Source organism: Pseudomonas sp. TH41 (genome assembly GCF_016650695.1).
Taxonomy (GTDB): Bacteria; Pseudomonadota; Gammaproteobacteria; order Pseudomonadales; family Pseudomonadaceae; genus Aquipseudomonas.
Genome location: NZ_JAEKFH010000003.1, coordinates 1,872,373 through 1,893,173, shown reverse-complemented (window position 1 = coordinate 1,893,173; position 20,801 = coordinate 1,872,373). Strand labels below are relative to the sequence as shown.

Here is a 20,801-nt window from a genome sequence, read left to right as displayed (position 1 = left end):
TGGCGAAGCCTGCGTTCGGCTGCGCAGCAGTCGTGAGTCAGCTCACGCGGTCCTTCAGGATTACCTCACGCGCAGGTTTTACGACTGCTGCGCAGCCGAACGCAGGCTTCGCCAGCTGCTACATCTATGGTTACCCCCTTTTCTGCAATACTGTTTTTGATGCGTGTTTGGCTTGCTTTCATCTATCCGGCGTCTGAGTGGGGTTGTGGCCCCGCGCCTCGATGAGAATCGATGCCTAACGACCCTAATTAGATTGACGGCCTTTCAGCCGTGTAGCAGCTCAGGGTTGTCGTCAGGCCGGTTGGCCGTTCACGTCATCTGTTATCCAGCATCGCAAACCAGGTGGGTGGTGCTTGGGTGACAGCAGGGTCAGGCGTTCATCACGCTTGGCCCTGCATCGAATTCGGTGTGGTGTGCCGCAATCGCCCAGGCGATTCTTGCCAGCTTGTTGGCCAACGCACAGACCACGAGATTGGAGTGATGGTGGGACGCTAATAGCTGGCGGACCCAGTCCGCCAAAGCACCTTTCTGTCGTTCCAGCTGTATCAAATAAACACGGGCACACTGGATGAGTAGGCGTCTCTGGTTTCGATCACCACGCTTGCTGATGCCCAGCAGAACGGTCTTGCCGCCCGTGGAGTGCTGTTTGGGCACCAACCCGATCGAGGCCGCATAGCCTCGGCCACATTTGAACTGTTTGCCATCGCCCAACTCGGCAGCCAGGACGGTGGAGGTGATCGGGCCGATGCACGGCATGGTCATCAAGCGCGTTGCCAGATCATCTTCAGCGGCCTGGCATTCCATGTCTTTGTCCTGCGCCTTGACCTGCCCATCCAGATAGTTGAAGTGCCCATGCAGCACCATCAGATTTTTCTTGATGCGTTCAGAAAATGAACTCACCTCAAGCAACGCTGGAAGCTCTTTGATGGCTTTGAAGCCGGCTGCGAGGCTGACACCAACCTCCAGAAGGGCTGCGTGAATCCGATTGACGGTCGCAGTGCGGTCTTTAATGAACGACTCACGGAGCGAGTTGGACATGGCCAGCGCCTGTTGGGCTTGGGTTTTTGGCGGCACAAAACGCATCGTGGGCCGGGTCGCCGCCTCGCAGATCGCCTCGGCATCAGCGAAGTCGTTTTTGTTGCTTTTCACATACGGACGCACGAGATGAGGTGCAATGAGCTTGGGCGTATGCCCCAGCTTGGCGACCTCCTGCGCCATGAAGTGGGCGCCGCCGCAGGCCTCCATCACGACGGTGCAGGATTCCAAGTTGGCCAGGTACCGAATGAGCGTCACCCGATTGAATTTTTTGCGGCAAAGCTCATGACCGCGATCATCTTGTGCATGCAGATGAAAAGAGTGTTTTCCCAAGTCGATGGCGGCAATAGCTACTTTGGTCATGGCATCAGTCTCCGATGAGCCCCCGGTGAAAGCTTAGTGGGCGATCACAGGGGGCGGCGGGGGTAGCCATTTCATTAGATCGCGTTATGGCTTAACAGATGTTTACTCGCCCTGTTTTTCCTGCGCATCCAGCGACTGACGATAACTGTCCAGGGCATCGCCGAAGTCGGTGATGAACTGCGGATCGGTCAACCAGGCCTGAGCCGTGTCACGGTCCATGCCGTCGGCCCACATGCGGTAGTCGATCAGCATGTCGGCGGCCAGGTGGGTGGCGGCCATGGCTTCGTTGTCGGCGTTTTCCATGTCCAGCAGTTCAGGATGGTCGCTGATGATCTCAGCGAGGTTCGACAGCAGGGTCAACAGCATGTCGTTGCGGCTGATGGCTTCCGCATCGCGCATTTTGCTGAACATCGCCAGGGTGTATTCCGGGATCGGCTCGCCGATATCGCCCAGGTCATCGTCCAGTGCGGCGGGTTTTCTGCCGTGGATGTTGATTTGCTTGGCTTTGATTTTGGCGCGTTTGGCGCGTTTCTGTTGCTTGTTCAGGGATGCCATGAGGACTCAGTTCGGTTTCTGTTGGTTTTGGGCCGCGATGGCTTCGGAAGCCGCCACGTAATCAACCTGAAAGGTTGGGGATTCGATCCAGGCCAAGGCGCCGGCTTCGTCCACTTCAGTGGACCATTGGCGATATTCGATCAGCGCGGCGATGATGAAGTCTGTCGCTGTTTCTTCGCCTTCCTGCTCCAGCACCAGCGCGATCAGAGGGTGTTCAAGAAAGGCCACGCACATCGCTTGTTGGCTGATCTTTTGCGCGTCGATCATTTCTTTGAACATGTCGGTCAGGTCCACCGATTCGAAGTCGATGCGATCATCGTTAGGATCCAGCTCGACCGGCGCGGCGGCCCGTTGGGTGCGGTTTTGCTTGGCCTTGGTTTTGGCGCGGGTGGCGCGTTTGTTCTGCTTGTTGGCGGAGGCCATGGGCGTCGTTCCGTATTTCGTTGAGTGGGCAGGTCGATCAGCTGCGTGGCAGTCGCCGCCCGGGGGTATCGGGGGCCAGCTCGCCGGTTTGCAGCCAAGACAATGCAATGGGCCATAGTGTGGCTTGGTATGCGCTACGAAAAAAGGCGAAATGTCCGACTTTTTCTTTGCCGATGTCTTCGGGGGCGATGCGCAGGTGAGTGTGGGTGCCGCCGGTGAAATAGCCGAGCAGGCGTTCGATGGCGGCAATCGTGCCGTAGGGATCGTCGCTGAGGCTGATGGCCAGGGTTTTCGCGGTGACGTTGGCGAAGGGCAGTCCGCCGTATTTTGCGTGGATCAGACGACCGCTGGGGCGTTTCTCGTAACGGGCGGTGGGCGTGCTCCAGTCGCGGACCACGCCGGCTGGGGTGTCTTCCAGCCAGCCGAGGCGCTTTCCGGGGAAGTATCCGCACAGCATCGTCACCAAGGGCATCACCAGATGCCACTTGCCAAACATCCGCCAGCGATGCGCAGGCGCGTAATCGCGCCAGTAGGCGAATTGCGCGCCTACGGTCACCAGGCGCCGGATCAGATGCCCGGACGCTCCCAGCCCCGCTGCACAGCCTCCAAAGCTATGGCCGACGACGTCGATAGGCTGCCCGGGAAATTCACGCTGAGCGCGCTTGAGCATCGCCTCGAAATCCAGCGCGCCCCAGTCAGACCATGAGGCGTCGAGCCCTTTCAACGAGGCAGGTCGCGATTCGCCAATGCCGCGGTAGTCGTAGGTGATCACGTTGAAGCCGTTGGTGAACAGGTAATCGGCGAAGCGCGAGTAGTGACTGCAGCGCACGGAGGTGGCGGCGTTGATGATGACCACCGGGCGGGACGCGTCCTGATCGGCGTGCTGCCAGGTGTAACCGCCGATGAGAAAGCCGTCGGAGGCGGGTTCTTTGAAGGGGCTACCGCCAGTAAGTGGCGTTAACTCAAATTGAGCCAGCGCCCGTATGGGCATGTCCTGCAAATTCATTGGCTTTGGACCTTTGCGGGTAGCTGTCAACAATAGTCTTCGCGCGGCGTATGAACAATCCGTCAGGGGTTAGGTGCTGTCGGAAAGCCGAAAGGAAATACTAGAGGGTCGGGGCCGCCCGTATCCGGTGTTTGAGGAATACAACGCCCAGTCCTGTTCCCGGTGATCTGGTCAGTGTTTGTGCCGATGATGAACGTCGGGAAAGTGGGCGTGACTGTGCTTTAGCGGCGCATGCTCATGCGGGTGGCTGTGTGGCTCAGAGCCGTCCCAATCAAAGTCATGTTCATGCTGGTGGTGTTCGTCGTGTGTGTGGCGATGGCTGTGTTTGACGGGATCATGCTGGTGCTCGTGAACATGGTTTTCCATCAAGTGAATCCAGACACCAATGGCCATCAATGCGGCAGCGAGCAAGAACATCACCGAAACCGACTCGCCCAGGATCAGGATCGAGATCACTGCGCCCAGGAAAGGAGCAGTGGAAAAATACGCACCGGTGCGAGCGCTGCCAAGCCCGCGAAGGGCAAGAACGAACAACACCAAACTCACGCCATACCCAAGAAACCCTACCAGCATGATTGGCCCCAGCGTAGCCACCGCGGGTAGTTGCCCCCCAATGGCCAATGCCAGGCAGCAATTGACCGCGCCCGCCGCCAGGCCTTTGCTGCCGGCGATAAAAAGCGCGTCGGAGGCAGAGACTTTGCGGGTCAGGTTATTGTCGATGGCCCAACAAAGACAGGCGAAAGCCACGGCCAGCGGCCCAGTCCAATCATGAGCCGTCGCCGTCTCTTGTGGCCATGACAGAACGACACCGCCCAAAACAATAGCGATCATGCCGATGACAATCCGGCGATCAGCGTTCTCCTTGAACACGACCCACGCCAGCACCGCCGTGAGCACTGATTCAAGATTGAGCATCAATGACGCGGTCGCTCCCGTCGTCCGAGTCAGGCCGAACATGAGCGCAACAGGCGCAAGCACGCCCCCAAAGACGATGGCACCCATCAGCCAGGGCCATTCTCCTGTCGTTAGCCCGGGTCGTTGCCAGCCTTTATCGCGAGTAAAACGAACAATGGCCAGGCCTAGACCGCTGCCCAGATAAAGCAGTCCCGCCAACAGGATGGGAGAAGTATCCACACCCAGGAGCTTGGCGAGCGGCGTGCTGGCGCCAAACAGCGCCGCCGCAACCAAAGCGTAGAGAATACTCAAATTCATAATGGGATCGCCCTATCAGGCTCATTGCATACGGACGAGCATCATAGTTTTGCCCGGGTAAGAATTATGTGAACAGCAGTTCGAACCTTTGCGGTAGTGGGTCCAGCTCAATTCGTGACGCAGTGCGTCACGAATTGGGAATGCTTGATAGAACAGACGCATACAGACGCATGTAGCGAAGGTTGGAAGCGTCAAAGCCTTTCCCGAACTCCGCTGTCAGACTCTGTGCCAGCGTCGACAGCAACTGTTTGCCATAGCCTGCTCGCTTGGCCCCTTCCTGCTCGAACTCCACAATATGCCTTCCAATCTGCCAGCAGGTTTGTACCTGGACGGTATCGACCGTTCGCAGCACTTTCTGTCGCGCCTGGCGGATCAGTTCGCCAAGATTGCCAAGCAGCGAGGGGCCGCCTACGGTTTGAGACCGTGGAGCGCCCATCGTCGGAACGCTACCCCTGTAGGAGCGAGCTCGCTCGCGAAGAACCTAAGGGCGGCGCGTTCATCCAGAAAGCACGCGTCATCGTTAACGTCCATCGCGAGCAAGCTCGCTCCTACAGGGGTAGCGTTCTGACGAATTCGCAGTGAATCCAAGATCAAATCAATCTAAAACTGGCCGTACGCAGAGAAATCGAAAATAGGGTAACTAATGGGCTCTGTAGAGCTCGGGAGTCGCCTCTATGAAACACATTCATGCATTCCTTCTACCTATCGCCGCCGTCGGCCTGTTGATGTTGCCGGTCATGTCGATGGCTGCCAGCCTCGAGCCCATCGACAATGCCGGCGTGCAAGTCCAGCGACAAGAGCAAAACGGGATCACTTACCTCTCCGGCGGTATCGGCGAGGATGAGTCGAAAGCCATCCAGCAAACCACCGGCTACAACCTGCACATGACTTTCTCCGTCGGAGCGGAGAACAAATACATTCCCGATGTGGACGTGCTCATCCAGAAAGCACCAGGGCAGACGGTACTGACGTTGAGTCAGGCTGGACCGCTGGTTTACGTTCAACTACCTCCTGGCAAGTATGTCGTTGTCGCGACGCGCAATGGTCAGGAGCGGCGTGACACTACGGACGTTGGAAGCGATACCGCTCGCAATCTGGTTTTCCACTGGAATGGTGATGACTGAGGGTTGCAGGCTACTTATCCAGGCAATCTGCGATCTCGGTTGTAAGCTCAATTGATCATGACGAAGCCAATGACTGGATGACCGCAACGCGCAAAGGATTGGTTTCTACGCTCAGCAGCTTGATGGCCAAGGCGCAGCAGACCACGATCAACATGGGTTTAATCAACCGTGGACCGACCCGGACTGCGGCTCGTGCGCCCAATTGAGCGCCGATGAAGGCCGCCAAAGCCATGGCTATGGCAATCGGCCAGATAATCACACCTTTGGTAATGAAGACCGCAAGAGAACCCAGGTTGCATGAGGCGTTGGCAAGTTTGGTAAAACTCATGGCCCGCATCATGCCCAAACCGCAGAGAAGTACGAACCCGACAATAAAGAAAGAGCCCACACCGGGACCAAATATACCGTCGTAAAAGCCCAGGATCGGCGCCACGGTAAACGAAAAAAGCAGAATACCGATTCTCTTGCGTCGATCTTCATTGGCCAGCTTTGGAGAGAACGCAAAATAGATGGCCACCAGAATCAGCATGACAGGCACGCAAACTTCCAGATAACGCTTATCAATAGAGCTGACCAGCAAGGCACCACTGGCGCCGCCAATAAATCCGCAGATAACCAGGAAACGGCCTTCGCGCCACTCGATCATTCCTTTGCGAGCAAAAGTTATAGTTGCCGAAATAGTTGCCGAAGCGGCCTGGAACTTGTTCGTTGCAATCGCACTGATGGGGTCTACCCCGGCCAAAAACAGCGCCGGCAAGGTAATCAGCCCGCCACCACCTGCAATCGCATCAAAAAAGCCGGCGCAAAACGCGACGAGCGCCAACATGCCAATGACATCCCAAGACATTACATTCCCTCTTTTATAATTATTGGCGAGTCATCCACATGACTGGCCATTCAACAGTCTGAACGTGTAACAAAAATCAGCCCTGCAGCTGCAACGGGTCCTCTGAAACAACAAGAGGAGAAGAGAATTTCGACAGCCCGAAAATGCGAACCAGAACACGTCTGTTGTCTTTGATGACATCGCGACAGTGCAGGGCCCGGACGTTATTGATGACCATGGCCGACTCTTGCGTCAGCGTGTATTTGACTGGAGTTGCTTTGCCTACACCCTGGCAAAGGGCGGCGTAGGCCGTTTTGACAAAATTTGAGGCGTTGTCGTTGACCGAAAAACGGTATGAGTTGAAACGGGCGGCGACGCCGACCTTGTCATCAAACTCCAGAATCGAAACATTGCGACCATCCGCTCCCTTGCCACTGACGAAGGAGTCACTGCGGGTGAACTGAAAACTCCCTGTGGTTAGCGCGAGGCAGTTGGTTACGCCGATTTTTTCCAGTACGGGTAGCAGCGGTATTACCGAGGTCGGTTCCAGGCTCGGGTTCCACAGGGCGGAAAGTATGAGCGACGACGGCGAGGGAGAGTGCCCGTCTTTCGCGTTTACGGCGCACCAGTAAGGCGCCTCGGTATGCGGGCCGAGCGCCAGGCCGGAATGGGAGCTCAGTTCTTTGGTGTCCGGCTCGGCATTGATTTTAATGAGTCCTCCGCCCTTGAAGTTGGCCACCAATCGAACCAGCTTCCCTTCGTTGTCCATGTCGTAGGCAAAGGCGCAGTTATCCACCAGTTTCAACAAGATCTGATTACGGGCGGCCAGGCAAAGGACGTCGTATCGATTTTCCAGGGATGTCAGGTCTGGTAGTTCATTTGGAGGGCTGGCATCGGTGATTTTTTGCAGCCCTTCAAAGATCAACACGCAAACAAGGCCATCGGAGTAGGCCTCCAGCAGTGCGCATTGGTCTTTCGAAAACGAAAACTTTAATTCGGTGGCTGCCAGGGAGGCTTTGGACTTGGCTCCAGGTGCCTGCGGCCCGCCGATAGCGGCCAGTTCTTCGGCGAACTCATGAAGCACTGTTGACTGCCGAATATCAAAGCTGAAAGTCCTGACTTCTCGTTCAGTAAAAAACTCCGCGGTTTCGACGTCTTGTTTGATGGCGTCAGTCATTGTCTACATCCCTGTTGTGTCTCTGCTCCCGGTTATGCGGCAGCTCCTCATCCGATTCTGCCGAATCCGATGATTAGCGTATGTCATCCATTTCCGTTAAAGCATACGGAGCGTTCCGATAGACCCGAGAGACGGCCATGAAGGGCCGATCGCCAATGCTGGCTGACGCTTCTCGGGACTCAGCCTCGGCAAGCGTTACAGGCGCTTGCTGGCGTAGTGAGGAGGTGGGGGATTGATGCTTCGTTCGGAGCTTCGATGGTGACTGAAACGGCACCTCATCAAATCCCGGGCATAAAAAAACCCTGAATCTTGCGATTCAGGGTTTTCGGTATTTGGTGCCCAGAGACGGAATCGAACCGCCGACACGGGGATTTTCAATCCCCTGCTCTACCGACTGAGCTATCTGGGCAACGGGGCGCATTAAACTGGTTTTTCAGGGGGTCGTCAAGAAAGTTTTCAAAAAAATTTTAATTATTACCGTCGCTTACGTTCCGACCCTCGAAAATACGGGATTATTCGGCCGGGGGAACGTAGCCGTCAGCCTTGGCGTATTCCTCGCCGGAAAAGAACTTGTCCATCTCGCCCTGAAGATATTTGCGGTCTTCGGCGTTCATCATGTTCAGGCGTTTTTCGTTGATCAGCAGGGTTTGGTGTTTCTGCCAGTCGGCCCAGGCCTTGGCCGAGACGTGGTCAAAAATGTCCTGACCTTTTGCGCCCGGGAAGGGAGCGCGTTCCAGGGCGGGCAATTCTTCTTTGTACTTGCGGCACATGATGGTGCGGGTCATGACGACTCTCCTGCGTTCAATACGGCGGCCGCGCGTTCGAGCAAGGTTTTGACCGGGGCAGCAAGGCCCAGGCGCGGCGGGGTGGCGAGGTTATACCAGAGCCAGTCGGCCTCGGCCACGTGATGGCCGGCCTCCTGGACCTGAACCAGCCAGGGTTCGATGGATAACTGAAAATGACTGAAGGTGTGCACCAGGCTCGGCAGCGCTTGTTGCGTGCCCAGTTCCAGCGAGTGCTGCGACGCCAGATGTTGCAGGTCATCGAGGTCATCGAGTTCCGGCAGGCTCCAGAGTCCGCCCCACAAGCCCGTGGAAGGCCGCCGGTAAAGCAGAATGGCGCCTTCGCCATTGGCGAGCATCGGCATCAGCGTGCGCTTCTGTGGCACGGCTTTGCGCGGCTTGGGGATCGGGTAGCGCGTTTCCAGGCCAAGCAGGTGTGCTTCGCAACCCTTTTCAAGCGGACAGAGCAAACAACTCGGTTTGCTGCGAGTGCACAGCGTGGCGCCCAAATCCATCATTGCCTGGGTGTAGGCGTTGACCCGGTCATGCGGCGTAAAGCGCTCAGCGTTCGCCCACAGCTGTTTGGCGACCTTAGGCTCGCCCGGGTAACCCTCTTGGGCCGTAAACCGCGCCAGCACCCGTTTAACGTTGCCGTCGAGGATCGGCGCCCGCAGTCCCATGCTCAGACTGGCGATAGCACCGGCCGTGGACAGGCCGATGCCCGGCAGATCCACAAGCTTCTCCACATCCTGTGGAAACTCGCCGCCGTATTCGGCGACGACGATCTTCGCGGTCTTTTGCAGATTGCGTGCACGGGTGTAGTAGCCGAGGCCAGTCCACAGGTGCAGCACCTCATCTTCGGGTGCGGCGGCCAAGGCTTCAACCGTTGGCAGCGAGGCCATGAAACGGTCGAAATAGTTCAGCACGGTGCTGACCTGGGTTTGCTGCAGCATGATTTCCGAGACCCACACCCGATACGGGGTGATGCCTTGTTGCCAGGGCAAATCGTGGCGGCCGTGGCGGTCGTACCAATCGAGCACCGCTGATGAAAACTGCTCGGCATTCATCGCTTGAACAGTCCCTTCAGCGCGTTTTTCAATTCCGGGCTGACTTTGTCGCCAAGCTTCTCGTCGATTTTCTCGCTGATTTTTTCACCCGCCAGTTTGCTGGCGACCTGGCCCATGCGCTCGTTGTCGAGACGGCAGGCCTTGGCGCCCAGTTCCAATGGGCCACGGCAGCGCAGCGGCCACTCGATGCCGATGAACTTCTCGCCGACCTGGCAGGCCGGGTCCGGCATGTCGCTCTTGTCGCCTTCGACGATAACGCCCACGCGGTAATCCATGCCCAGCACCCGCAGGTCGACATCGCCGTCACCGTTGACGGTCATGCCCGGAATTCGGACTTTCAGGTCCGGGTTGCTGGCCACACCGTTACGCAAGATCAGGTTGCCCTTGAGCTCCTGGAACGGTGTGTCCTTGCCCCGTGGCTCGCCGCTGAGGGTTTTGCGGTTTAGCGTGGCAATGCCTTTACACAGTTGCTGTTCAAGGTTGGCGTTGAGCAGCACGCCGTTGTTGATGACGAAGCTGGCGTTGCCGTTGAGGCTGTCGATCAGTGCGCTTTCGCTGTTGCCGCTACCGGTCAGGTTGCTATTGAGCGTGACGAGACCTTTGACCGGCGGATTTTTACCCTGGCTCTCGAGGATTTTTTCCACAGGCACTTTGCTGAGGCGTGTTTGCAGGTTCATCGCGGGCACTTGCTGGCGTACGTCGAGGGTGCCCTTGGCGTCGAAGTTGCCGTCGTAGAGGTCGCCGCGCAAGGTCTCCAGCGTCAGCAGGCCGCCCTGGGCCGTGGCCTTGAGTGCCGCGTTCTGGATGGACAGTTTGTCGAGGGTCAGCTGGCCGAAGGTCAAGTCAGCGTCCACATCAAGTTGGCTTAGCCGTTCCACTGGCAACAGGCGCGCGGTGCTCCACGGGCCTTTGGTCGGTTTTTCCGGCAGAGGTGTGCTGCCGGCGCCGGCCAATGCATTGGCTTCGGTGCTGGCCACTTCGGCCTTACGGACCTGCGTCGCGCTGTTGGCTTCGGCAGATTTCGGCGGCAGGTAGCGATCGACGTTAAACGTGTCGACCTTCAGCACCGCGCGCAGCGATTGCTTGGCGAAATCCTCGACGGCGAGGCGGCCGCTGAAGCTGCTGTCATCGACTTTCAGGTTGATGTTGTCGAACGACACACTGGTCGGCGTACCGGCAACGCGGCTGACCAATTCGACTTTGCTCAGGCTGCCTTCCGCCATGATCGGCAGTGTCTGACCGATGCTGTCGACGAACTTCGCCAGGTCGAACTGGGCAATCGAAATGCCGCCGTTGATTTGCGGGGTCTTGTCGAGGTCGTTGACTTTCAACTCGCCCAACGCACGCAGTTGGTTGGCAGAGATCTTGATTCCGGTCCATTCGGCGACGTTCGCGGCTTTATCCAGCAGCAACTGCCCTTGGGCGGCGAAGGTCATGGTTTTGCCTTGCAGCGGATCGCCGGCGACTTCGCCGGACAGCTTCATGTCTTCGAGTTTGTAGCGCTGCAATGCGCGCTCGAACCGCAGCTCGCCATTGAGCTCCGTCCGTACTCGCAAAACCGGCTGGTTGGTGCCGAGGAACGCAGTGAGTTTGACCGGGATATTGGTGGAGTCGTGAACCGGGCCAGTGCTGAGCTGAATGCTTTCGGCGCTGAACTGCTTGCCGGTCTTCTCGTCGTTATATTCAACGCGGGCGTTGTTGACGGTCAGGCTGTCGATGTCCAGGCGGATTGGCTGGGACGGTTTTTCCGTTGGGACAGGGGCCTGCGCCGTTGATTCGGGGGTGGTGGCGGTGGCGGGAGATGTGGTCGAGCCGGCTGGCGCCGGAACCTTGCCAATGTCTTCCCAATTGCCATGGCCGTCCTTGTCGCGGTTCAGGCGCAGGTTCAAGCCTTCGACGCGCACATCGCTCATCTGCACTTCACGGCGAAGCAGTGGCAGCACACGGACGGAGAGGCCGAGCATTTGCAAATCTGCGAACGGCTCGGTGGGTTTGATCAGGGTCGCGACACTGGCTTCGTGCAATTCCAGGCCCAGCCATGGGAACAGGCTCCAGCCGATATCGCCATTGAGCGTCAGCTCGATGTGGGCCTTGTCGCGGGCAATCTGGCGAATCTCGTCTTTATAGTCGTTGGGATCGAAGAGGTGCGTCAGGGCAAAGCCCAGCGCCACAATGATCAGCAACAGCCCGAGAAGTACCAGACCCAGGATTTTGCCGAACGCTTTCATGGGCGAGTCCTTGTAGTTAAACGAATTCGAAATTTAGCCGGGGAGTATAGCGCTCCAAAACGGACGACCGGTCAGCGATCACGTCGGCAGTACATCCAGCGGCACTTTCAGTTTTGCCGCGAGTGCCTGAGCTTCGAGGTGCCCGGCAGGTGCCAGCAAGCGCAAGGTTGCACCCGATTGCGACGCCATCTTCTGTGCTTCGCTCACCAAGCGCTCGGCGACGCCACGGCGACGGGTGATTTTTCTTACACATAGTTGGGACAAGTGCCACAAGTCCTGGTGCCGTTGCAGGCGTGCCGCGCCCAACAGGCGATCGTTGAAACGACCGCCAATCAACGAACCATCGCGCAAGCAGGCTTCGATCAACTGCACATCCCCGATGAATGGGGCGAACAACCAGTCCGGCGCATCGCGGTAGATCTTCTGCAGATCCTGCTGATCCTGGTAAGTGGCTTCGTTCAGCGGCTCGACAATGATAGGCATGGTGATTCCCGTGAGTTTTACGCGGTTCGCACAAGGTAGGAGCTGCCGAAGGCTGCGATCTTTTGATCTTTCTACGGATTTACAAAAAATCAAAAGATCAAAAGATCAAAAGATCGCAGCCTTCGGCAGCTCCTACAGGTGAAGAGATCGGATAACGTATAAAAGGTGATATCAGTTTGATTTTTCTGTCACGTGCAAATGGTAACCTCTGCCGGTTCGTCCGTCCTTCTGCGACGAGATGTCGCACCAACATGAAGCTTCATCGAGAAAACGGTCATGCCCGCGTGCATAAAGGCTGGGGATGAGGAACGGCTGGCGGACCCTACTAATAATTGGGGGATACACAATGACCACGAGCATTACGGCGGACGGCCTTAAAGCCGACCCGCCCGCGTTCCTGTCCAAGGAGCGCATCATCGCCAAGCCCGGTTTTAACCGTTGGCTGGTACCGCCGGCCGCGCTGGCTATTCATCTGTGCATCGGCATGGCGTACGGCTTCTCGGTGTTCTGGCTGCCACTGTCCAAAGCCTTGGGTGTCACCAAGGCTGTGACCTGTGCCCCGGACATAAGCTTCATTTCGCAAATCTTCTCGTCGCAATGCGACTGGCCGATCTCGATGCTCGGCTGGATCTACACCCTTTTCTTCATCTTCCTCGGCTGCTCGGCCGCAATCTGGGGTGGCTGGCTGGAGCACGCCGGCCCGCGCAAGGCTGGCGTTGTATCGGCACTGTGCTGGTGCGGTGGTCTGCTGATTTCGGCGCTGGGGATTTATACCCATCAGATCTGGCTGATGTGGGTCGGCTCCGGGGTCATTGGCGGTATTGGCCTGGGCCTGGGTTACATCTCGCCGGTCTCGACCCTGATCAAGTGGTTCCCGGACAAGCGTGGTATGGCGACCGGCATGGCGATCATGGGGTTCGGTGGTGGCGCGATGGTGGGTGCTCCGCTGGCCGCAGCGCTGATGGGCCACTTCGCGTCGGCAGACAGCGTAGGCGTCTGGCAAAGTTTTCTGGTGATGGCCGCGATCTACTTTGTGTTCATGATCGGTGGCGCCTTGTCCTATCGCGTTCCGCCAACCGGCTGGAAGCCTGAAGGCTGGACCGCTCCGGCGAAAAAAAACTCGAACGCGATGATCACGCACCGTCACGTCCATGTGAATGTGGCGTGGAAGACTCCGCAATTCCGTCTGGTGTGGCTGGTGTTGTGCCTGAACGTGTCCGCCGGTATCGGCATCCTCGGTATGGCTTCGCCACTGTTGCAGGAAGTGTTCGCCGGTAAATTACTCGGTAACGACCTGACGTTCGGTCAGCTGGACGCGTCGCAACTGGCCTCGATCGCGGCGATTGCGGCCGGTTTCACCGGTTTACTGAGTCTGTTCAACATCGGCGGCCGCTTCTTCTGGGCTTCGTTCTCGGATTACCTGGGCCGCAAAAACACTTATTTCGTGTTTTTCGCCCTGGGTTTTGCGCTGTACGCGCTGATCCCGAACCTTGGTCACCTGGGCAACGTTGCACTGTTCGTGGCGGCGTTCTGCATCATCCTGTCGATGTACGGCGGTGGTTTTGCGACCGTTCCTGCTTATCTTGCGGACCTGTTCGGTACACAAATGGTCGGTGCGATCCATGGTCGTCTACTGACTGCCTGGGCAGCCGCGGGGGTGTTGGGACCGGTGTTGGTGAACTACCTGCGCGAATATCAGTTAAGCATCGGCGTGGAACGCGCGGCGGCTTACGACATCACGCTGTACATCCTGGCGGGCCTGTTGGTGCTGGGTTTCATCTGCAACCTGCTGGTGCGTCCAGTGGCCGACAAGTACTTCATGACCGACGCTGAACTGGCCGCCGAACAGGCGCTGGGCCACGACAAGGGCGCTGACAATAGCACCGTGCTGGAGTGGAAAGCCGGGGCTGGCACCAAGCCGTTGGCGGTGGCTGCCTGGTTGGTGGTGGGTATTCCGTTGGCGTGGGGTGTTTGGGTGACCTTGCAGAAGACCGCGGTCCTGTTCCACTAACGCAAAAAACCTGTAGGAGCGAGCTTGCTCGCGAATGACGTTAACGATAATGCGTTCTTCCTGAACAAACGCGTTGCTCTCACGTCCTTCGCGAGCAAGCTCGCTCCTACATTTGATCCGCTCAAGGCGCAGAATCTGGCTTGTACTGACATGTATATCGCTGACAGCGCCGGATTCACTCCGTCAGTGATATCACCTCTCGTGTTTCTGTTTCCCGTCCGCGCCCCTATAATGGCTGCCTTTTTCGCCCAATGATTTTGCGGAGCTGGTGATGGCCGAACGTAAGGCGTCTGTCGAGCGCGACACTCTGGAAACCCAGATCAAAGCCTCGATCAACCTGGATGGCACCGGAAAGGCCCGATTTGATATCGGTGTACCTTTTCTTGAGCACATGCTGGACCAGATCGCCCGTCACGGGCTGATCGACCTGGATATTGTCAGCAAGGGTGACTTGCACATCGACGACCACCACACCGTGGAAGACGTCGGTATCACCTTGGGTCAAGCCTTCACCAAAGCCATCGGCGACAAGAAAGGCATCCGTCGTTACGGCCACGCCTACGTGCCGCTCGATGAAGCGCTGTCGCGCGTGGTGATCGACTTCTCCGGCCGTCCTGGCCTGCAGATGCATGTTCCCTATACCCGCGCTACCGTCGGCGGCTTTGACGTTGACCTGTTCCAGGAATTCTTCCAGGGCTTCGTCAACCACGCCAACGTGTCCCTGCACATCGACAATCTGCGTGGGCACAACACCCACCACCAGATCGAGACCGTGTTCAAGGCGTTCGGCCGTGCACTGCGCATGGCGGTAGAGCTGGATGACCGCATGGCCGGTCAGATGCCATCGACCAAAGGCGTTCTGTAATGCAGACGGTCGCGGTTATCGATTACGGCATGGGCAACCTGCACTCAGTGGCCAAGGCCCTTGAGCACGTCGGTGCCGGCAAGGTCTTGATCACCAGCGATGCCGACGTGATTCGCGAAGCCGACCGGGTGGTTTTCCCCGGCGTCGGCGCGATTCGCGACTGCATGGCGGAAATTCGTCGTCTGGGCTTCGATTCGCTGGTGCGTGAAGTCAGCCAGGACCGTCCATTTCTCGGCATCTGCGTCGGCATGCAAGCCTTGCTCGACAGCAGCGAAGAGAACGACGGCGTCGACTGCATCGGCCTGTTTCCGGGCGCGGTGAAGTTCTTCGGCAAGGACCTGCATGAAGACGGCGAACACCTGAAAGTCCCGCACATGGGCTGGAACGAAGTGAAGCAGACGGTGAGTCACCCGCTGTGGCACAACATTCCGGACCTGGCGCGTTTCTATTTCGTGCACAGCTACTACATCGCGGCCGGCAACGCCCGGCAGGTGGTGGGTGGCGGTCACTACGGTGTTGATTTTGCTGCGGCGCTGGCCGATGGCTCGCGTTTCGCCGTGCAGTTCCACCCGGAGAAGAGCCATACCCATGGCCTGCAATTGCTGCAGAACTTCGCGGCGTGGGACGGTCGCTGGTAAATGGCCGCCAAGAAATCCAAACCGCCGATCCTGACCCTCACTCCCGAACAGGAGAACGAGGCCAATCACAAGATCAAGCGGTTCATGGAAGATCGCTTCGAACTGGACCTGGGTTCGTTCGAAGCGGCTGAAATTCTTGAGCTGTTTACCCGTGAAATTGCTCCGCACTATTACAACAGGGCGATTTTCGATGTGCAGACGCACCTCAAAGAGAGGTTCGAAAGCATCGAAAGCGACCTGTGGGCGCTCGAGAAAAACTGATTTCCGAGCGAAGCTGAACACTCGAATTTGAAGGTTTGCCAGATGCTGATTATTCCCGCTATCGATCTCAAAGACGGTGCCTGTGTTCGTCTGCGCCAGGGCCGCATGGAAGATTCCACAGTGTTCTCCGATGACCCGGTGAGCATGGCTGCCAAGTGGGTGGAGGGCGGTTGCCGTCGTCTGCATCTGGTCGACCTGAACGGCGCCTTCGAAGGCCAGCCGGTCAATGGCGAAGTGGTTACCGCCATCGCCAAGCGCTACCCGAACTTGCCGATCCAGATCGGTGGCGGTATTCGCTCGCTGGAAACCATCGAGCACTACGTGAAAGCGGGCGTGAGCTACGTGATCATCGGTACCAAAGCGGTGAAAGATCCGGCCTTCGTTGCTGAAGCCTGCCGCGCGTTCCCGGGCAAGGTTATTGTCGGTCTGGACGCCAAGGATGGATTCGTTGCCACCGACGGCTGGGCTGAAATCAGCACCATTCAGGTGATCGACCTGGCCAAGCAATTCGAAGCCGACGGCGTGTCCGCGATCGTTTATACCGACATCGCCAAAGACGGCATGATGCAGGGCTGCAACGTACCGTTCACCGCTGCGCTGGCCGCCGCGACGAAGATTCCGGTGATCGCTTCCGGCGGTATCCACAACCTCGGTGACATCAAGTCGCTGCTCGACGCCAAGGCACCAGGCATCATCGGCGCGATCACCGGCCGGGCGATCTACGAAGGCACCCTCGATGTCGCTGAAGCGCAAGCTTTCTGCGATTCGTACAAAGGCTGAGGACTGACCATGGCGCTGGCCAAACGCATCATCCCTTGCCTGGACGTGGATAACGGCCGGGTCGTTAAAGGTGTGAAGTTCGAGAACATTCGTGACGCCGGCGACCCGGTGGAAATCGCCCGTCGTTACGACGAGCAGGGCGCTGACGAGATTACCTTTCTCGACATCACCGCCAGCGTCGACGGCCGCGACACCACGCTGCACACCGTCGAGCGCATGGCCAGCCAGGTGTTCATCCCGCTGACCGTGGGCGGTGGCGTGCGGACCGTGCAGGACATTCGCAACTTGCTGAACGCTGGCGCGGACAAGGTTTCGATCAACACGGCGGCCGTGTTCAACCCGGAATTCGTCGGCGAAGCGGCGCAACATTTCGGTTCGCAGTGCATTGTCGTCGCTATCGATGCGAAGAAGGTTTCACTGCCGGGCGAAACCCCGCGCTGGGAAATCTTCACCCACGGTGGTCGCAAGCCTACGGGGCTCGACGCCGTTGAATGGGCGAAGAAGATGGAAGGCCTCGGTGCCGGTGAAATCCTGCTGACCAGCATGGACCAGGACGGCATGAAAAACGGCTTCGACCTGGGTGTCACCCGCGCCATCAGCGATGCTTTGGGCATTCCGGTGATCGCTTCCGGCGGTGTAGGCAATCTGCAGCACTTGGCCGATGGCATTCTCGAAGGCCACGCCAGCGCGGTGTTGGCGGCGAGTATTTTCCACTTCGGCGAATACACCGTGCAGGAAGCCAAGGCCTACATGGCGCATCGCGGCATCGTGATGCGTTAGGCACCTGCGAAAACTGCCTTCGCGACGATCAACTGTGTTGGAAGGCGGGCTTTTCATACAGCGCTTCAACAAACGATACAGGCCAGTGGACATCATGGCGGGCTCAAGGCACTCTTGGGTACGCCATGGATTTCGGTAGCCAGACATGCTCAAACGCCTTCTTCTTGTCCTCGCCAGCGCTTCTCTATTGCTCATCAATGGGGCGCATGCCGCAGAAAATCCCGACACCGGCCTGGTGTTGCTGACGGAAAACTTCCCTCCGTACAACATGGCGAAGAACGGCAAAAACTTCGCTCAGGACGAGAACATCAACGGCATCGCCGTCGACATCGTCCGCGAGATGTTCAAACGCGCCGAAATCACCTACAGCCTGACGCTGCGTTTTCCTTGGGAGCGAATCTACAAAATCGCCCTCGAGAAACCTGGTTATGGCGTATTTGTGATGGCGCGGCTGCCGGACCGCGAGAATCTGTTCAAGTGGGTCGGCCCTATCGGCCCGGACGACTGGATCATGCTGGCCAGGGCTGATAGCAAGATCAGCCTGGAAACCCTGGACGATGCGCGCAAATACAAGATCGGCGCGTACAAGGGCGATGCGATTGCCGAGACGTTGGCCAAGCAGGGCCTCAACCCCATCGTTGTTCTACGCGATCAGGATAACGCGAAGAAGCTGGTCAGCGGGCAGATCGATCTGTGGGCTACCGGCGACCCGGCCGGGCGCTACCTGGCGCGCCAGGACGGGGTCACCGGGCTCAAGACCGTACTGCGCTTCAACAGCGCTGAACTGTACCTGGCGCTGAACAAGCAGGTGCCGGACGACGTCGTCGCCAAATTGCAGGCTGCGCTGGATCAGCTACGCAAGGACGGCGTGGTCGACGAAATCATGGGGCGGTATCTGTAGCGGTCGGCGAGTTTGTCACCGGCAGAGGGGCGGCGGCAACGTCACTGTCTTTGGGTGGGTAGTCGGTAAAGTACAGACTGTCTCTATCGGCATAAGCGAAGTTGACAGCCACTTCCGTGCCGTCTTTGCGTCGCAGCTGGTAGTGGCTCTGCAACTGATAAACCGCCACCATTTCGTTTTTCGGAACGGAAGCGACGACTTCTAAGGCTTTCGAGGTGGTCCATCCGCTGGATGATGTTTCGGTGTGAGTGAAGTTTTTGCTCAACCGGGCCGAGAATTGTATCGGTCGGCCCGCGTTCAAACTCCTGATGGGCCATTCGGTTGTGACCTCGATAGAGGTGATGCGGGTGAATAATTGCAACGCCATGCGAACCAGAGCCCGGGGCGCTGTCCAGCGGAATAACTTGCTCTTGTCGCCGGTGTTATGGCCGTGTCCGGCGAGCACATATCTGTCTGTTCTTTCCAACTGATAGTGCGGTGATTTGCTTAATCTTTCGAGGGGGCGCAGGGCGTCGTCTTCGACCGCGAACCAGGGAAGGGTGGCAATTTGAGTGGCCTCGGATGTTTCTAGAGGTGCGGGTGCTATGAATCCGGAAAGTACCGGGACTTCGGGTGCCGGATTGATTTGCAGTGGGATCTGGATGCGCAATGAATAAGCGGCGACCTGGGTCGATGGATGGGTAATATTCTTGAAGCCGACAAAGGTGCCAGGTGCGAAGTAGATCTCTCCTGCTGCCGCAACCGGAGTTTTGATATGCCAGGCGCCGAAATCTTGATTCGTGCCACTGCCCCAGTTGTTCCAGATCGAGTCGCCAAGGCTTGACGCGATCACCAGATCTGCCCGGACGCAACGTACCGCGTGAAGAGATGGCTTTTCGTCGCCTGCGCTACTCACTAGCCCCAGCGCCACATACCCATCAGGCGGGATCGGTCGCCATAGGGCACCGTCCGATTCCAAGCCCGAATCTCTCCAGACTTGCTCATAGTCGTCCGGCCGACTGAGTGCTTTTTCTGGCGCAGAATCTCCGCCTTGCAGCTCGCCCTCGCACACAACGGCGGCCACTCTTTTACCGTTGATGTTGTCTTCCCCGGATTCGATCATATCGCCCAGCGGGAAAAATCCCGGCAGCAAATCCGGAGCCGGAGCGGGGCGCCAAAAAACTCCAGGTTTCGAAGCGCTCCGGGGGTTCCAGGTTCGGTTGAACTCCGTCGTAAAGTTGATCAGCAGGTTTTTGTATTTTATTGATTCCCCTGGCCTGTCGGCGCGGGTGACGTTGTCGTCTGTATTCATGATCAATCCTGATAGTAAAAGCGACTCAAGGGAGTCGAGACCTAATGCAGGTCTTACTATTCACGACCGGGTGAAGCAGTTGGCGGTAACTATTTATTGTTTTGTCTGTAGCGAACTGTTTGGAGCCGCACTTAAGACGGGGGTCTTGCAGTCTTCGGCGTCACGGACAGCGAGGTCACGCGCCTGTGCAGCCGTAATCAATTATCGCGGGGCCGGGAGGCGATATTGCCCATCCTTGCCATGTGCAGCCGTTGCGCGATTGCCGCGCACGCTGATCATCATTTTGATATCGATCCAGTCGATACCCTGCGCTTTGAGCTTGGGCAGTTCCTGTTCGAGAACGGCCAGCGTCTGCGGATACGGATGGCCGATCATCACCGCCGAACCTTGCTTTCGTGCCAGGCTAATCGCCGTCTGTAGTTGCGTGAAGATTGCAGCTTCCGTGCGCTCATCATCCAGAAACACATCCCGGGAAACGCTCGCCAAGCCAATTTTCTGCGCCTCAGCTGCTCCGACTGTCTGCGCACTGGTGCGGCTGTCGACGAAGAACTTGTGGCGACGCTGCAAGTCCGCCATCAGCCAGGCCATGGCAGCCGGCTGAGCGGTCATGCGGCTGCCCATGTGATTGTTGATGCCCGCCGTATAGGGCACGGCCTTGAACGCAGCGTTCAGGCGTTTTTCCAGCTCCTCGATGGACAAGTCGGGATGCCAGGCGAATGGCCCGGTGGCCGGATCCATGGGCATGTGCAGGATGACAATCTTGCCAGCGCGATGGGCTTCGCGGGCGAATTCGCTGGCGTGGGGCGTGTCGGGCATGATCGCCGTGGTCACCGGGCCGGGCAGGGCCAGCACGCGGCGATCCCGGGGCAGGTTCTGCCCCAGATCATCGATGATCAGACTTATGTAGGCCTTTTGAGGCACCGTGGCGACGGGCGCTGCGTGAGCAACACCCGCCAGACAGCACAGCAGACCAAGGATGAACCGCAGAGGCAT

21 protein-coding genes, 1 tRNA gene and 1 pseudogene are annotated in these 20,801 nt (G+C 58.0%); 8 read left to right on the top strand and 15 right to left on the bottom strand.

The features are described 5' to 3' along the window. Positions 1-369: 369 nt before the first annotated feature. From JFU37_RS11220 to JFU37_RS11195, 6 genes and pseudogenes are all read right to left on the bottom strand, one after another. Positions 370-1,398, bottom strand: coding sequence for an IS110 family transposase (locus JFU37_RS11220; RefSeq protein ID WP_201112718.1), 1,029 nt, complete (start codon positions 1,396-1,398; stop codon positions 370-372). Between the two features lie 102 nt (positions 1,399-1,500). Then, a complete protein-coding gene (locus JFU37_RS11215; RefSeq protein WP_201115356.1) occupies positions 1,501-1,953 on the bottom strand; it encodes a hypothetical protein in 453 nt (150 codons plus the stop codon). A gap of 6 nt (positions 1,954-1,959) precedes the next feature. Next, a complete protein-coding gene (locus JFU37_RS11210; RefSeq protein ID WP_201115355.1) occupies positions 1,960-2,376 on the bottom strand; it encodes a hypothetical protein in 417 nt (138 codons plus the stop codon). A 37-nt stretch (positions 2,377-2,413) separates the two neighbouring features. Beyond that, on the bottom strand, positions 2,414-3,382 hold the full coding sequence (locus JFU37_RS11205) for an alpha/beta hydrolase family protein (protein WP_201115354.1): 969 nt from the start codon (positions 3,380-3,382) through the stop codon (positions 2,414-2,416). 171 nt (positions 3,383-3,553) lie between these two features. After that, entirely contained in the window at positions 3,554-4,594 is a 1,041-nt protein-coding gene (locus tag JFU37_RS11200) for a DMT family transporter (protein ID WP_201115353.1), read from the bottom strand. Positions 4,595-4,681: 87 nt separating this feature from the next. Further along, a pseudogene (locus tag JFU37_RS11195) lies at positions 4,682-5,030 on the bottom strand (DUF1016 N-terminal domain-containing protein); the annotation flags it as partial. Positions 5,031-5,268: 238 nt separating this feature from the next. On the opposite strand from JFU37_RS11195, the gene JFU37_RS11190 reads away from it, so the two are divergent. Then, positions 5,269-5,718, top strand: a complete 450-nt coding sequence (locus tag JFU37_RS11190; RefSeq protein WP_201115352.1) for a carboxypeptidase regulatory-like domain-containing protein — start codon at positions 5,269-5,271, stop codon at positions 5,716-5,718. A 55-nt stretch (positions 5,719-5,773) separates the two neighbouring features. On the opposite strand, the gene JFU37_RS11185 is transcribed toward JFU37_RS11190, so the two are convergent. The 7 genes from JFU37_RS11185 to JFU37_RS11155 all read right to left on the bottom strand — a co-directional run bounded on the left by JFU37_RS11185 (position 5,774) and on the right by JFU37_RS11155 (position 12,281). Further along, positions 5,774-6,565: a TSUP family transporter gene (locus JFU37_RS11185; RefSeq protein ID WP_201115351.1), complete on the bottom strand. Its 792-nt coding sequence runs from the start codon at positions 6,563-6,565 to the stop codon at positions 5,774-5,776. A 76-nt stretch (positions 6,566-6,641) separates the two neighbouring features. Continuing rightward, complete coding sequence (locus JFU37_RS11180; RefSeq protein ID WP_201115350.1) at positions 6,642-7,721, bottom strand: hypothetical protein; 1,080 nt, start codon at positions 7,719-7,721, stop codon at positions 6,642-6,644. 333 nt (positions 7,722-8,054) lie between these two features. Then, positions 8,055-8,130 (bottom strand) — tRNA-Phe (locus JFU37_RS11175). Positions 8,131-8,233: 103 nt separating this feature from the next. Beyond that, on the bottom strand, positions 8,234-8,506 hold the full coding sequence (locus JFU37_RS11170; protein ID WP_008149405.1) for an oxidative damage protection protein: 273 nt from the start codon (positions 8,504-8,506) through the stop codon (positions 8,234-8,236). Beyond that, entirely contained in the window at positions 8,503-9,570 is a 1,068-nt protein-coding gene (gene mutY, locus JFU37_RS11165) for an A/G-specific adenine glycosylase (protein ID WP_201115349.1), read from the bottom strand. Before mutY ends, JFU37_RS11170 begins: the two co-directional genes overlap by 4 nt. Then, positions 9,567-11,798, bottom strand: a complete 2,232-nt coding sequence (locus JFU37_RS11160; protein ID WP_201115348.1) for an AsmA family protein — start codon at positions 11,796-11,798, stop codon at positions 9,567-9,569. Before JFU37_RS11160 ends, mutY begins: the two co-directional genes overlap by 4 nt. A gap of 78 nt (positions 11,799-11,876) precedes the next feature. Then, positions 11,877-12,281 carry an acetyl-CoA sensor PanZ family protein gene (locus JFU37_RS11155; RefSeq protein WP_201115347.1) on the bottom strand — a complete coding sequence of 135 codons (405 nt, stop codon included), beginning with the start codon at positions 12,279-12,281 and terminating at the stop codon, positions 11,877-11,879. 346 nt (positions 12,282-12,627) lie between these two features. On the opposite strand from JFU37_RS11155, the gene JFU37_RS11150 reads away from it, so the two are divergent. The 7 genes from JFU37_RS11150 (at position 12,628) to JFU37_RS11120 (ending at position 18,517) form a co-directional block, all read left to right on the top strand. Then, entirely contained in the window at positions 12,628-14,292 is a 1,665-nt protein-coding gene (locus tag JFU37_RS11150; protein ID WP_201115346.1) for an OFA family MFS transporter, read from the top strand. Positions 14,293-14,563: 271 nt separating this feature from the next. Next, positions 14,564-15,157 carry an imidazoleglycerol-phosphate dehydratase HisB gene (gene hisB, locus JFU37_RS11145; protein WP_129439274.1) on the top strand — a complete coding sequence of 198 codons (594 nt, stop codon included), beginning with the start codon at positions 14,564-14,566 and terminating at the stop codon, positions 15,155-15,157. Further along, positions 15,157-15,795, top strand: coding sequence for an imidazole glycerol phosphate synthase subunit HisH (hisH, locus tag JFU37_RS11140; protein WP_090176778.1), 639 nt, complete (start codon positions 15,157-15,159; stop codon positions 15,793-15,795). Before hisB ends, hisH begins: the two co-directional genes overlap by 1 nt. Beyond that, positions 15,796-16,056, top strand: coding sequence for a DUF2164 domain-containing protein (locus JFU37_RS11135; RefSeq protein ID WP_042557196.1), 261 nt, complete (start codon positions 15,796-15,798; stop codon positions 16,054-16,056). 42 nt (positions 16,057-16,098) lie between these two features. Beyond that, positions 16,099-16,836 (top strand): 1-(5-phosphoribosyl)-5-[(5-phosphoribosylamino)methylideneamino]imidazole-4-carboxamide isomerase, encoded by a 738-nt coding sequence (gene hisA / locus JFU37_RS11130; RefSeq protein ID WP_033058290.1) that lies wholly within the window; start codon positions 16,099-16,101, stop codon positions 16,834-16,836. A gap of 9 nt (positions 16,837-16,845) precedes the next feature. Next, positions 16,846-17,616 (top strand): imidazole glycerol phosphate synthase subunit HisF, encoded by a 771-nt coding sequence (gene hisF, locus JFU37_RS11125; RefSeq protein ID WP_007949037.1) that lies wholly within the window; start codon positions 16,846-16,848, stop codon positions 17,614-17,616. A 145-nt stretch (positions 17,617-17,761) separates the two neighbouring features. After that, the gene (locus tag JFU37_RS11120; protein WP_201115345.1) at positions 17,762-18,517 is read left to right on the top strand and encodes a substrate-binding periplasmic protein; all 756 of its coding nucleotides are present in this window, start codon (positions 17,762-17,764) and stop codon (positions 18,515-18,517) included. Here the strand turns inward: JFU37_RS11120 and JFU37_RS11115 are convergent. Further along, positions 18,498-19,808 (bottom strand): Vps62-related protein, encoded by a 1,311-nt coding sequence (locus JFU37_RS11115; RefSeq protein ID WP_201115344.1) that lies wholly within the window; start codon positions 19,806-19,808, stop codon positions 18,498-18,500. The genes JFU37_RS11120 and JFU37_RS11115 overlap by 20 nt on opposite strands. A gap of 201 nt (positions 19,809-20,009) precedes the next feature. Beyond that, a complete protein-coding gene (locus JFU37_RS11110) occupies positions 20,010-20,801 on the bottom strand; it encodes a divergent polysaccharide deacetylase family protein (RefSeq protein ID WP_201115343.1) in 792 nt (263 codons plus the stop codon).

Excerpts from the sequence above, each read along its gene's own strand:
- JFU37_RS11190 (WP_201115352.1), top strand. The coding sequence starts at position 5,269 with ATGAAACACATTCATGCATTCCTTCTACCTATCGCCGCCGTCGGCCTG.
- JFU37_RS11200 (WP_201115353.1), bottom strand. The coding sequence starts at position 4,594 with ATGAATTTGAGTATTCTCTACGCTTTGGTTGCGGCGGCGCTGTTTGGC.
- JFU37_RS11185 (WP_201115351.1), bottom strand. The coding sequence starts at position 6,565 with ATGTCTTGGGATGTCATTGGCATGTTGGCGCTCGTCGCGTTTTGCGCC.
- JFU37_RS11150 (WP_201115346.1), top strand. The coding sequence starts at position 12,628 with ATGACCACGAGCATTACGGCGGACGGCCTTAAAGCCGACCCGCCCGCG.
- hisF (WP_007949037.1), top strand. The coding sequence starts at position 16,846 with ATGGCGCTGGCCAAACGCATCATCCCTTGCCTGGACGTGGATAACGGC.
- JFU37_RS11220 (WP_201112718.1), bottom strand. The coding sequence starts at position 1,398 with ATGACCAAAGTAGCTATTGCCGCCATCGACTTGGGAAAACACTCTTTT.
- JFU37_RS11120 (WP_201115345.1), top strand. The coding sequence starts at position 17,762 with ATGCTCAAACGCCTTCTTCTTGTCCTCGCCAGCGCTTCTCTATTGCTC.
- hisA (WP_033058290.1), top strand. The coding sequence starts at position 16,099 with ATGCTGATTATTCCCGCTATCGATCTCAAAGACGGTGCCTGTGTTCGT.
- JFU37_RS11180 (WP_201115350.1), bottom strand. The coding sequence starts at position 7,721 with ATGACTGACGCCATCAAACAAGACGTCGAAACCGCGGAGTTTTTTACT.
- JFU37_RS11215 (WP_201115356.1), bottom strand. The coding sequence starts at position 1,953 with ATGGCATCCCTGAACAAGCAACAGAAACGCGCCAAACGCGCCAAAATC.
- hisH (WP_090176778.1), top strand. The coding sequence starts at position 15,157 with ATGCAGACGGTCGCGGTTATCGATTACGGCATGGGCAACCTGCACTCA.
- mutY (WP_201115349.1), bottom strand. The coding sequence starts at position 9,570 with ATGAATGCCGAGCAGTTTTCATCAGCGGTGCTCGATTGGTACGACCGC.
- JFU37_RS11160 (WP_201115348.1), bottom strand. The coding sequence starts at position 11,798 with ATGAAAGCGTTCGGCAAAATCCTGGGTCTGGTACTTCTCGGGCTGTTG.
- JFU37_RS11170 (WP_008149405.1), bottom strand. The coding sequence starts at position 8,506 with ATGACCCGCACCATCATGTGCCGCAAGTACAAAGAAGAATTGCCCGCC.
- JFU37_RS11205 (WP_201115354.1), bottom strand. The coding sequence starts at position 3,382 with ATGAATTTGCAGGACATGCCCATACGGGCGCTGGCTCAATTTGAGTTA.
- JFU37_RS11115 (WP_201115344.1), bottom strand. The coding sequence starts at position 19,808 with ATGAATACAGACGACAACGTCACCCGCGCCGACAGGCCAGGGGAATCA.
- JFU37_RS11155 (WP_201115347.1), bottom strand. The coding sequence starts at position 12,281 with ATGCCTATCATTGTCGAGCCGCTGAACGAAGCCACTTACCAGGATCAG.
- hisB (WP_129439274.1), top strand. The coding sequence starts at position 14,564 with ATGGCCGAACGTAAGGCGTCTGTCGAGCGCGACACTCTGGAAACCCAG.
- JFU37_RS11110 (WP_201115343.1), bottom strand. The coding sequence starts at position 20,801 with ATGCCTCTGCGGTTCATCCTTGGTCTGCTGTGCTGTCTGGCGGGTGTT.
- JFU37_RS11135 (WP_042557196.1), top strand. The coding sequence starts at position 15,796 with ATGGCCGCCAAGAAATCCAAACCGCCGATCCTGACCCTCACTCCCGAA.
- JFU37_RS11210 (WP_201115355.1), bottom strand. The coding sequence starts at position 2,376 with ATGGCCTCCGCCAACAAGCAGAACAAACGCGCCACCCGCGCCAAAACC.